General features: G+C 33.5%; 9 protein-coding genes. 8 read left to right on the top strand and 1 reads right to left on the bottom strand.

The window, feature by feature from the left end; genetic code table 11:
- On the top strand, nt 1–1,099 hold a 1,099-nt coding region (locus EAH81_RS23420; RefSeq protein ID WP_140511427.1), incomplete at its 5' end, for an HlyD family secretion protein.
- Nucleotides 1,100–1,134: 35 nt separating this feature from the next.
- Here the strand turns inward: EAH81_RS23420 and EAH81_RS23415 are convergent.
- Nucleotides 1,135–1,725 (bottom strand): 5'-methylthioadenosine/S-adenosylhomocysteine nucleosidase, encoded by a 591-nt coding sequence (locus EAH81_RS23415; RefSeq protein ID WP_140511426.1) that lies wholly within the window; start codon nt 1,723–1,725, stop codon nt 1,135–1,137.
- A 624-nt stretch (nt 1,726–2,349) separates the two neighbouring features.
- On the opposite strand from EAH81_RS23415, the gene EAH81_RS23410 reads away from it, so the two are divergent.
- The 7 genes from EAH81_RS23410 to EAH81_RS23380 all read left to right on the top strand — a co-directional run bounded on the left by EAH81_RS23410 (nt 2,350) and on the right by EAH81_RS23380 (nt 12,727).
- Nucleotides 2,350–3,408, top strand: a complete 1,059-nt coding sequence (locus tag EAH81_RS23410) for a serine hydrolase domain-containing protein (RefSeq protein WP_140511425.1) — start codon at nt 2,350–2,352, stop codon at nt 3,406–3,408.
- 579 nt (nt 3,409–3,987) lie between these two features.
- A complete protein-coding gene (locus EAH81_RS23405) occupies nt 3,988–4,566 on the top strand; it encodes an RNA polymerase sigma factor (protein ID WP_140511424.1) in 579 nt (192 codons plus the stop codon).
- Between the two features lie 218 nt (nt 4,567–4,784).
- A complete protein-coding gene (locus EAH81_RS23400; RefSeq protein ID WP_140511423.1) occupies nt 4,785–5,633 on the top strand; it encodes a FecR family protein in 849 nt (282 codons plus the stop codon).
- 158 nt (nt 5,634–5,791) lie between these two features.
- Complete coding sequence (locus EAH81_RS23395) at nt 5,792–9,031, top strand: TonB-dependent receptor (RefSeq protein ID WP_140511422.1); 3,240 nt, start codon at nt 5,792–5,794, stop codon at nt 9,029–9,031.
- A gap of 537 nt (nt 9,032–9,568) precedes the next feature.
- The gene (locus EAH81_RS23390) at nt 9,569–10,885 is read left to right on the top strand and encodes a hypothetical protein (RefSeq protein WP_140511421.1); all 1,317 of its coding nucleotides are present in this window, start codon (nt 9,569–9,571) and stop codon (nt 10,883–10,885) included.
- 264 nt (nt 10,886–11,149) lie between these two features.
- Nucleotides 11,150–11,854, top strand: coding sequence for a hypothetical protein (locus EAH81_RS23385; RefSeq protein ID WP_140511420.1), 705 nt, complete (start codon nt 11,150–11,152; stop codon nt 11,852–11,854).
- Nucleotides 11,855–11,953: 99 nt separating this feature from the next.
- Complete coding sequence (locus EAH81_RS23380) at nt 11,954–12,727, top strand: hypothetical protein (protein WP_140511419.1); 774 nt, start codon at nt 11,954–11,956, stop codon at nt 12,725–12,727.
- The last annotated feature ends 42 nt before the right edge of the window (nt 12,728–12,769 follow it).

The raw sequence follows: 12,769 nt of genomic DNA, 5'->3' as shown, positions 1-12,769 counted from the left end.
CGAGAAAATAGTTTCGAAATCATCCGGAAGGATTGAAGCTATTCTGGTAAAAGACAAATCGATAGTTCCCAAGAATACAACATTGGCAATTATAGAAAACACAGCCAATTACAAGGATGTTTTTTTATTAAAAAGTATAGTGGATGCTTATAATGTCAACGATCCCAAAAAAGATTTTCCTTTTGCCTTGCTTAAAAACAGTCAGTTGGGCGAAATTGAAAGCGCGTATGCCGTTTTTCAAAAAGATTATCAGGCAGATAAATTAAATGAAGACTTGCGGCCTTTTGAAGTCGAAAACAGAGCACAGGTTTCAGAGAAAGTGCAAATCAAGGAAAGATTGGAAATCCTGCAACAGCAAAAAGTGATAAACGAAAGCGAATTGCAGCTTCAGAAAAATGAAATTGCACGTTTTGAAACCCTTTTCAATAAAGGAATTATCTCGGCCCAGGAAATGGAAGCCAAAAAGCTGACTTACCTGCAGGCTCAGAAGAGTTATAAGAGCTTATTGTCTTCGATTTCGCAATTAAGGTCCTCTTTGATAGACAACACAAAATCAAGTCAGAGTTCACATATAAACAGCACCAAAGAAGAAGTTAATCTGGGGCGTAGCATGGCACAATCATTTTATCAGCTCAAGAAAGTGATAAAAGATTGGGAATTGGCCTACACGCTAAAAACATCCATAAGCGGTGTAGTTACCTTTTTGCAGGTTTGGAATGAGAACCAAACGATAAATGTTGGTGATAATGTTTTTTCAATAATTCCCGATGCCAAAAACGGTTTTGTTGGAAAAGTAAAAGCACCGGCACTTAATTCAGGAAAAATAAAAGTGGGACAAAAGGTAAACATCAGACTGGCAAATTTCCCGGATAGGGAATTTGGAGTTCTGCGAGGAAAAATCCAAAACATTTCACTGGTTCCCGATAAAGACGGAAATCTGTTATTGGATATTGCACTCCCAAACGGACTGGAAACGTCTTATAAAAAACGAATTGTATTTCAACAGGAAATGAAAGGAAGTGCGGAAATCGTCACCGAAGATTTGAGACTAATCGAAAGAATCCTGTATCAGTTTAAAAGTATTTTTGAGCAGGTTTAAAAATAGATTAGACTGTTTTGTTATAATAAAATAGTCTAATCTATTTTTAAATTCAAAATTTTCCCAAAAGCTTCTGCAGCTTTATGAACCTGAACCAGCCAGTCATCTGCGGCATTGTCATCTGCGCCGTCTGAAATATATTTGAGGCACAAAAACGGAATGTTTTCTTTCATAGCAATCATAGCAAGCGCGTAGGCTTCCATATCTACTACGTTATATATTTTTTCGCTGTGTCCCATTTCAAAATTATCGCCGGTTCCGCAAATTCCCGTTTGTAGTTCGGGTAATGTCAGACCATACTCTAAAACTACCGGCAAATCAGAAAGTGGCGTTTCATATAAGGCATATCCTAATCCGCGAACGTCCATATCTCTTTGTACAAATTTGGTACAGCAAATAACATCGCCTTTTTGAAAGTGGTTACTTCCCGCTGATCCAAGATTTATAATAAGTGATGGCTTTTTAGATTGTATAGCTTTCGTGAGTTCGTAGGCAGCGTTTACTTTTCCAATTCCGGTAATAAGCTCATTGTGTGCATTAAAAACTTCGGCAGCTTCTATTGCTAAGGCAAATGAGAATAACACATTTTCTAAAGGAAACGATAGTTCTTGGTTGATTTTTATCATTAAAATTTTATTTTCAATATGCAAATATGCTTAATTAAAATAAATAAAATAGAAGTGTTGAACTTTTAATTTTTGATGCTTTCTTTTTTTAGTTTTTAACCGAAAAAACAATATAAGAATCTGCAAAGAGTACCAATTTTTTTGCCACGAATTTCTCGAATTTTCTCGAATTTTTATTTTGAAAATGCTAAAAAAACTAGCAGTAAAATTGCACAGATTCACGAAGATTTTAATACCTACAATCAAAATAATTCGGGGTAATTCGAGAAATTCGCGGCAAACTTTTTATATTATTTTGGCTTGGTATTCGCGTTATGGATACTCATAAAAAACAATTACAAGAATCAAGGGAATCATTAAAAATCAAGAAATTTAATTAGTACAATTATTTTGTACTTGCAAATCTAATTTTATTCACTTCGTTTTATGTTCTCAATTAATTGGAAAATAGTGGTTTCAAGATACTGTAATACAATGTTTTGTAATTACTCGTACTTCTTACTTTAATTATTCGTACTCATTTCTCGAAACAAATGCGACCGAGTGTTTTTACTCGGTCGCGTATCTTTAAGTTCTCCCACATCTTTGTATCGAAATAAATTTCTAACCTAAAACAACGATACCATGAAAACTTCAGTAAAATTATTAGCAGCAGTATTATTAGTAAGCACTTTTTCTTTTGGACAGGATATTACCAGAAAAATTGATTCTATAATAAAGGATAATTATCAAAAAAATCCTAATGTTGGTATTAGCGTCGGATTCATCCAAAACAATAAAGAATTTTATACGTCTTACGGAAAGTTGAATGCAGAAAGTAAAACTGAAATTAATAAAAATTCTATTTTCGAAATTGCTTCTATCACCAAGATTTTAACCACAAATTTAATTGCTCAGGCAGCTCTTGAAAATAAATTAAAATTAGAGGATTATATAGACAACTATCTTCCTAAAGAATATGTTTTGAATGAAAATCTTAAAAACAAAATAAGAATTTCAGATTTGGCATCACATCAATCTGGTTTGCCTGATATCGATTTTGCAAAATTAATAGAACTAAATCCGCAACAGCCTATAAGTAATGTAACCGAGCAAACATTAACAACATTAATCAATAATTGTACGGAACTTAAAGATTATGGCAAATACCGTTATTCTACAATTGGTTTTACTTTATTGGGACAAATATTAGAAAAAGTTTATGGCAAAAGTTATGATGAAATTATTAGAGAAAAAATAATAAATCCGGTGCACATGACTCATACATTAACCGAAGATTTTGATGTAAAAAACAGAACAGTTGGTCACAATCCTGATGGTGGGATTCAGGAATTTATCAAATGGAATATTACATCTCCTGCAGGATTAGTAAAATCGAATGCGACCGATATGGTGAAGTATTTGAAAGCGATTTTAAACAAAGAAACTACCGTAGGTAAAGCTGCTCTCGTTACTGAAAAAACTTTCTATAAAGTAGATAATAGAGAATTAGGATTGGGTATAAATATCGACAATGATGATAAAACTACACTGTATATGAAATCTGGAGATTCAATGGGACAATCTTGTATTATATGTTACAACAGAGCTAAAAATTGGGGTATCATAATTCTTCTTGATAAAAGGGATTCAAAAATAAGATCGAATTTGTTAGATACTATTACTGAGAAAGTTATGCAATAAAAGGTTCAAAATTATTAGTCACTAAATCACGAAAGTTTTGTCATTTCGAGGAACGAGAAATCTCCGCAAGTAGCTCGACAAAGATTGGCGACAATATTGAACGCGGATGACGCGGATTCGCTTTGCGAAAACACAGATTAAAACGCATTTTATTAGCTTAATCTTGTCATTTCGAGGAACGAGAAATCCCCACGAGTAACTCCACAACGAGAATCTAATCTTGTCGAGCTTCTCGTGGGGATTTCTCGTTCCTCGAAATGACAAACTAAACGAAAATATTGGTATAAAAAATGATTGTCCTAGCCCTGATCGTCCCGAGGCTTCGGGAGAAAATCCTTTTGTGCGGTCCCGATAGCTATCGGGAGCCACAAAAGATTGAAATGAATAGCGGGATTAGCTTCTGAAAAAAAAATGGTTTTATCATAGAAATCGAAATGACAATATTGCGGTTAAGCTGCATCTTCATGATATGCCAACAGGTCAATATTAATAAATTATTAAATGAATGAATCACAAAAATATCGATTGCGGTTTATCTTACTTTTGTAAGGCTCTTCTTTAACAATTTAAAATTGCATTATGAGTTCTAATTTGGTATTAAGGTTACGAGAGGGAGATGATTCCTGTTTTAAAGAAATCTACGATTTATATCATTTTAAAGTATTTTGTTTTGTGAAAAAATATACTGCACAGCTAGCAGATTCAGAAGATGTAACGCAAAATGTTTTTATTCATCTTTGGAAATACAGGGCAAAATTAGATCCAAATGTCGAGTTGGAAGCCATTCTATTTAAAAGCTCAAAGCAAGAAATTTCGAAGTGGTATAAAAAACAAAACAGAATTTTCTCGGTAGAAAATGAGCAATTAATCAGGGAACTTGATTCTCCCTCAGAATCAGACGATACCATAAACCTGAAGCTCGAAAAAATACAATATCTTCTTGATAAAGTGCCTGAGAAAAGGAGAAAGATATTCAACCTTCATAAATTTGAAGACCGCAGTTACAAAGAGATTGCTGCCGAAATGGATATGTCTCCAAGTGCTGTGGCAAATCAAATTTCGAAAACATTGCAATTCCTTAAAGAAAATTCGATAAAAAATCACGAACTCTATTGGTTTGCGCTTTTTTTTGTGAGTCAGGCCGAATTTATCTCTTAAAACTAACTTGTTTTTTAGTCTTTTAATTAGACTAATTTATCCTGTTTTAGTGTTAATAATTCATTTTTTGTCTTGAAGTCAAAGTTAAGTGAATGTTCTTCTATATTAAGAAAACATTAATAGAGATGACTACCCGTGATATTTAAATCATTGGAAATCTAATGTAGTTGAATCGTGGAGATTAATGTATGATTTTCCAAACACTAAAGTTGATTTTAATGAAATCCAGAAAATTAAGAGAAGAGTGGGACGCAATACCCAACAGAGGTATTTTGCCAAATGAAAGCACAACTCGTATGTGGAATACGATACGTAAGACTACAGTTGATAAGTATAGAAGTTTTTATAACTGGACCACTGCTGCAAGTGCTGTAATTATCCTTTCTTTTAGCGCTTATCAGGCTTTTAATAGGTCTGGTTTTGTTAAACCTGAAATTACTTCAACGATAACATTTAGTAAAGATGTGCGACTTTTAAATTTACCTGATGGAACGAGAGTTTGGTTAAACGAAAATTCTGAAATCGAATATCCTAAAAGTTTTATTGGAAAAGAAAGAACGGTTACTTTAAAAGGGGAAGCTTTTTTTGAAGTAAAACGCGATCCGTCACATCCTTTTGTGATTAGTTCGGGAGCTATAAAAACGACTGTTCTTGGAACTTCCTTTAATATTAAAGCTTACGCCGATAAACAACCTGAAGTAAACGTAAGAACAGGAAAAGTAAAAGTCGAAAGTACACAAAATACGGTATTACTGCAAAGAGGTGATAAGGCAATTTATGAAGCGGAAACTTCGATGCTTAATAAACAAAAATCTCTTGTTCTTGAACCGGAATGGAAAAAGGTCTTAATCTATGTTGATGGATTAACATTAGCCCAAGTTCTGGAAAAGCTAAAAGTAAACAATCATTTTTCGGTAATGTATTTAGACGAAGATTTAAAGAATCTTAAAATACAAGGAACTCTTGATACGAGACAAGGTTTATATGAAATGCTTCAGACAATTGCTTTTGCTTTGGAAATCAAGATTCAAACTACCGGAAACAGTACTTTTCTCATTAGCAGGTAAAAGTTTATAAAAATTTTGAAATAATAATTTGCAACTGAATTAAATCTAAAAAAAAATGATTTAAGAGAAGTTGTCAGGAATCACTCGCTTTAAACTGAAAATATTTGCCCACAATATCATATTAAAAAAGAATTCTAATAAACTAACAATCATCAATTATGAACAATGAATTTTCGAGGCGATTTGTCGTTGCCTTATGGATTTTATTTTTCGGAGTTTTCTTCGGAACAAATTCAATTTATGCACAAACCGGAACTGTATCGGTTGATTTTAAAAATTCTTCACCACAAAAAATTATTGATAATCTAAAATCCCGCACACCTTATCAATTTGTTTATCAAAAAGATTTAGATCTGGATTTACCATTGGTAACCTTAAAAAAAGATAATGTTTCGATAGATGAAATTTTGAGTGATTTGCAAAACATGACCAACTTAAATTTTAGAAGAAATGAAAATAATATAGCCGTAAATAGTAAAGACGGCGACAAAAAAAAAAAGAAGGGAAAAATTACAGGTAAAGTCGTAGATGTCAAAGGACTTTCGTTACCTGGTGTAAATATAAAAGTTGCTGAACTGAGTATTGGCGCACAATCTGATATTGATGGTAACTATGTTTTGGAATTAGAACCAGGTGAATATACCATTGAAATTAGTGCTATTTCGTTTCAAACGCAAAAAATAACGGGAGTTAAAGTTCTTGAAAATGACGAAACTCCGCTTGTAGTTTCTTTAAAAGAAGATGCTCAATCATTGAATGAAGTTGTAATTATTCAGGATTACAAAAAAGCAACAGCTTCAGTAGGAGGTATGTTATTGCAGCAGAAAAAAGCGGCTCAGTTTTCAGATGGTATTTCGGCAGAGCAAATTGCGAGAACTCCGGACAGAGATGTAGCAAGTTCGTTAAAACGTATTACGGGTGTAACAACAATTGGCGATAAATATGTGGTGGTACGTTCTATGGGAGAAAGATGGAATCAGGCGGTTATGGACGGAATCGCTTTGCCAAGTACAGATGCGTATCAGCAAAATTTCTCTTTTGATATTATTCCAACGGCTATTGTCGAAAGTATTGTAGTGAGCAAATCTGCAACGCCGGATATGTACGCCAATTTTGCCGGTGGATATGTAGAAGTTAAGACGATGGATATTCCTAAAGAGAATTTTACCAATTTTTCTATTAGTAATTCTTATAATAGTAAAAGTGCTTTCAAAGAGCGATTGACAAAACAGGAAGGCGATTATGATTATTGGGGATTTGATGACGGTCGACGTGATTATCCATCTAACCGTCCCACAATAGATCCTCCAGCGACTGAGGCACAATCAGGTCCGTTTTTGGACTATAGCAGACTATTTAGGGAGGATAATTTTTCTACTTATAAAACCTATGGCGCTCCAGGAACAACTTTGCAATTTGGTATAGGAAGAACTTATAAATTAAAAGACAATAATAAATGGGGATTTGTTGGTTCAGCAATTTTTAAGAATACACAGGAAACACTAGAAATTGAGCATACAGAAAGAAATTTTAGAAGCAATACTGATTTTTCGGCGGAGAGCGATAAAGCATTGTACTCCACTTTTACAAAATATGGCTTTAAAAATTCCGGAGCCAATTATACTTACAATTCGACTTTGGGCGGTATGTTTAATGCGGGTATTCAGTTGGGGAATCATAAAATTACAATGCGTAATACTGTTATGCATATTTATAACAATCAATTAACCCAAATTACAGGCTGGGAAAATGACGATGCTATAGATGGGATTTTAGACGGCAGCAAACTTGCCAATACTACAGAGTCTAATTATCCTGTTTACACCACTTTTATTCAGAATAAAATTGAAGGAAATCACAAGTTCGATAACCTTGAAGTTAATTGGTATGGTGCCTATGGAAATGTAGCAAAAGATACCAAGGACGCAACATTTGTAACTATTAGCAAGGAAAAATTAGGCGATGATATATTGACATCTTACAGTGTGAATAATAATGGTAAGAACAATTTTCCGTTTAGCAGAAGCAATTTTACTAATGACGAGGCTGATTATAACTGGGCCATTAATTTAAAATACACTTTTAATTTTGGTGATTCTTTTACAAATGATCTTAAAGGAGGTTATTTTGGGACTTACAAAAGAGCCACAAATCAACAAGCATCTGCTAAGTTAATAACGGTTGGTCAGACAGCTCAGCAGGCTGTTATTTATGAACCGCTTTCTAAATTCTTAGACGGATCAAATTATTATTGGGGAGGTTTTGGATGGCAAGATTTTGGGATATACGGTAATAAGTATGAAGGCGACGTCAAAATACATTCCCCATTTTTAATGCTCGATGATAAAATTGGGCGATATATAAGGTTGGTTTGGGGAGTAAGAGCCGAAAGCTACATTTATACCGAAATACAAAGCCAATCTGAATATCCTGATGGTTTAGCAAAAGACCAGGGTAATGATAAAGTGTGGCAATTTCTGCCATCGGCAAGCTTAATAATTAGTCCAACTAATAAAATGAATGTTAGATTGGGGTATAATAAATCGGTTTTGCGTCCACAATTTGCAGAGCGTTTGGGTATTCCTTATTACGATCCAATTCGTTCGGCTAAAGTCTACAATTACTCAAATGGATTGGTTTCAAGTGTCGCTAATAATTATGATCTTAAATTAGAATGGTTTCCTTCTGGTGCTGAGATTTTATCTTTTGGTATTTATCATAAAGACATTGATAATCCAATAGAATCAGTTGGTTTTCGTAATACTTCAGATGGAAGAGATATCTACGTTTTGAACTCAAACAATGCCAAACTTTGGGGAGTTGAATTTGAGTTTTATAAAAATCTTTCTTTCTTAGGAGCAGGCGAAATTTTGAAAGATTTGTTTGTTTATGGCAATGCTTCTTTTAATGATACAAAAGTAACTTCTTATGTTAATATAGATGGAACAGGAGGACTTTATGAAGCCAACAGGCCTTTGTATGGGCAATCACCTTATACTTATAATCTTGGTTTAGATTATGTAGGTGACCGTTTAGGTTTTAGTCTAAGACAGAATGCGATTGGAGATCAATATATATTGGTAGGATTTGAATACAGGGCCGAAGAAATTCGCATGCCATATGCGATAACGGATGCTCAGGTAAGTTACAAATTTTTTAAAGAAAGAAATCTGGAATTAAAATGCAGCATGAAGAATATGTTTGATACAGGCATAAATACTTATAATAACACTAATAGTTATAGTAAAATTACGGATTTTACTTACGGGGCAAATCCAAGAGAACAATTTAATCTGGGTGCTGGGGCAACAAAGAAGTACGATGAAGATATTGATCAGGTTGTATTTAAAGCTAAAAGTGGCAGGACATTTAGTATATCTCTTAATTATAGGTTTTAGCAGATAATCGAGATAATTGAACGTATTCTCTTGATGGATATTAAGAAACCGTTAACAAAAAAAACAGACATGATTTTTTGCTTTTTCAAAAGCTAATATCTAATAGTACTACACAAGACATTTTGTGTTTAAAGAGATAAATTTAAAATGTTTGTGTTTGTAAAGATTCTGCTTTAAGAGAATCACAAACAGTTCTTTGATAAATTTTAAATAAATAAAATAGTAAAGGTTGCAGATATTCGGAATCTTCAATACAAAGCCAAATCACCATAAAGCGGCATTAGGTTTATCATATCCATAAACATCTAGCTTTTTATTTATTCTAAAATTTAAAGGAGAATTTGATCCTGATCCTTTCATTAGATTAATCCTATAATGAAAGATGGAAGTAGGCGTAAACCTCCGGCGGTAAAACGGAATCGTTTATTGAAGAAAAAGAATTTACTAAAAAAGAGAAAGACCTAAGGAAAGATATTTTGCTGCTCTCTCCAAAGGCCTAGTTTAATAGCAGCAAATATAGCAATAATTCCAATTATTATGAAAAAAATTTTTCTATGTGCAATGATAGCTCTGGCTGTTACTTCTTGCCAAAATGATGATTCTTCTGCTGATTCTTCTTTTTCTATGAAAGCTGCTGGTGCTGATTATTCAGGATACCCGGCAACAGTACAAACTGTAAGTGGAGATATTACTGTAAACACAACTTGGACAAGTGACAAAGTTTGGGAAATCAACGGAGTAGTAAGAGTAAAATCTGGTGCTACATTAACAATTCAGGCAGGTACTTATATTAAAGCAAAACCTCTTGCTGCAGGTGTTGCTACAGGAGTTCTTGTAATTACTAAAACAGGTAAAATTGATGCACAAGGAACTGCTGCATCTCCAGTTATCTTTACAAGTTACAATTTATTAGATGGTAACGCATCTACAAAAGCAACTCCTGGAGATTTTGGTGGAGTTGTTGTTTTAGGAGATGCTCCGGTAAACAATGGATTAACTACTAACGTTATCGAAGGATTGGGAGATCAGCCTAATGTTTCTGATTTCTACTACGGAGGAACAAATTCAGTTCACAATGGTGGAGCTATTAACTATGTACGTATCGAATTTGCAGGACGTATTCTTGATGCTGCAACAGGAGTTGAAATCAACGGATTAACTTTTGGTGGTGCTGGTTCTGCTACAGTGGTTGATCACGTTCAGGTTTCTTACGGAAGAGATGATTCATTCGAATTTTTTGGAGGAACAGTAAATGTAAACCATTTAGTTTCTTTTGCTCCGGATGATGATAACTTTGATTTTGATCTTGGTTACACAGGAACAGTTACAAAAGCTATTGCAATTGCAGATAGTAATTCTACTCACAGTACTTCAGGTAGTGGATCTACATTAAGTCCGGATTCAAATGGTATCGAATTAGATAACAACGCTGGAGGTACTACAACTACATTAATTACACGTCCGGTAATTTCTCAATTGTCTATCATTGGAGTTAGCTCTGCTACAACAGCTAATTTATACGAAAATGCAATCCATGTTCGTAGATTAGGACAAATCAGTCTTACTAACGTTACTGTAACAGGATACAATAAAGGAATCTACTGGGAAGCTCCTTCATTGTCTAGTAACTCTACTTGGTCAGGATTATCTATTCACGGATTTGTTAATCCAGTATTGCCTACAACAACAAGTTTAGGTCTTGGAAACACAACTTCAACAGTAAATCCAGCTACAGCTTGGGGACTTACTCAACCATTCTTCAACAATGGTACATTAGACTTTACAGGTGCTACAGGAGCTTTCAAAACAGAAGCTAACTGGACTAACACTTGGACTAAGTTTACAAATTTCTAATTGTCAGGTTAATAAATATTTAATTCAGCATGGGCAGCATTTTTGCCCATGCTTTTTAAAAACAAAAAACAAAAAACTATACTATTTATTTTACTAATGATTACAACTGCTTCATCTGCCCAATTCACAATATGGGAAGATGATTTTGAGGATGATGACGTTTCAGATTGGGTTTTACCTGATTGATTACAACTAAATTTCCGGAAATAAAGCAGAATAGTTTGTAAAAAAAGTATTTACCAAATATGCACTAATTAATTTATTATGAAAAACTTTTTTTTATTGGCAATTATAGCTCTGATTGCGATTTCTTGCCAAAATGATGATCCCATTAATTCTTCTCCTCCGGTAGTGGTAGATCCTGAACCTGAGTCTCCTGAAGAACCTGTAAGTGGTAAATTCACAATATGGGAAGATGATTTTGAAGATGGAGACGTCTCTGATTGGGTTTTGCTGGATAAAGATGGAAATAACAGTAATTGGATTGCCAGAAAAAATATTCAATTAGACCTAAATACCGGTGCTATAGTCGGGGGGGATATAAATATTTTAGGAACATATAATGTAGATCTTAATAATGGCGCACCTCTTGACCAAATAGAACAAAATTGGGCCATCATGCCTGCAATAGATTTATCGTATTACGGCGGAAAAATTGAACTCAATTTTACAGCACAGCCTTCGGTTTACGATGGAAATCACAATATTTTAATTTATGGATCTACATCATCAGATCAGGCCACAGCCAAACTTTTAGGAACAATATTGTTGACTAGAGGAACCACGATAGATGCAGCATATTTTGCAGATTACATAGTAGATATTTCAGAATTTAAAGGCAGTCATACTGTTTATATTTCATTCGTAAATGAAAACACAAGCTTTGTAGGCTATGAAATTGACAAAATATGGATCACTGCCGAAGCACTTTTAGAAAACGTTTCGAAAAAAACACATAAGTTAAACTAAAACATATATTTCTAAAAAATAAAATTTATCAAAAACTAAAAATAAATAAGTAATTGTTTTTATCGAAGACCAAAAACAGTTGCTAATTACATATATAAAATGAAAAACAAGATTGTAAACGCACTTTTTTTTTTAATAGCACTTCTCTTTTTAGAGTCTTGCACAAATGACGAATTGGTTCCTTATTATCCGGAACAAAAAGCGGGAAAGTTGGTTATTAGAGGTTATAATGCACGCGCAGATTCTATTCAGATTGCTGTTAATGGCAAAATAATAAAAATTGGAAATAAGAATGCATTCGTCAAAAATATTGTCAAAGATTATGATTTTGTGATCTATGAAAATGCGCCCAAAGATGTTGTGATTACAAATAAAAGAAGCAAAGAAATTTTGCATTCCTACCACATAACAAGCAATAAAAGCATTGATACAATTTCTTTTTATCACAAAAAAGATTTATGGGTTGATAACGTCTTAGCCACAAAACCCGGAGTATTAACAAAGACCGGAAATGCAGGATTCAAATTTATTTTCCCAACATTCAATAAATATTCAAATACTGGATATAAAGGAAATTTAGACGGAATTATACGAAATTTAGACGGAGAAACTGTTGCAGTAGCACAAAACATTGGGCAAAATCAATACAGTATTTTCGTTGAATTTCCTGCTTCATTACCTCCAATTATTAAAATGGAATTGGTAAAACACGGTACAACAGAATCTTATATACCAGGAAAGCAAATTTTTGTTGTGATGTTAATGACTAAAGATAAATCAAGATTGATTGTATTGGATGAAAAAAAAGGGGATAATGGTCAATTTTCTGGTGTAGATGGAAGTTTGAATTTACTTGACTTTTTTGAATTCTAATAGTATTATTTTAAGAGTTTAGGTTCCATAATTTTAAAAGTT

This window comes from Flavobacterium pectinovorum, assembly GCF_006438875.1.
Classification (GTDB): domain Bacteria; phylum Bacteroidota; class Bacteroidia; order Flavobacteriales; family Flavobacteriaceae; genus Flavobacterium; species Flavobacterium pectinovorum_A.
The sequence above is the reverse complement of the archived record's forward strand: the minus strand, read 5'-3'. Positions and strand labels throughout refer to the sequence as shown.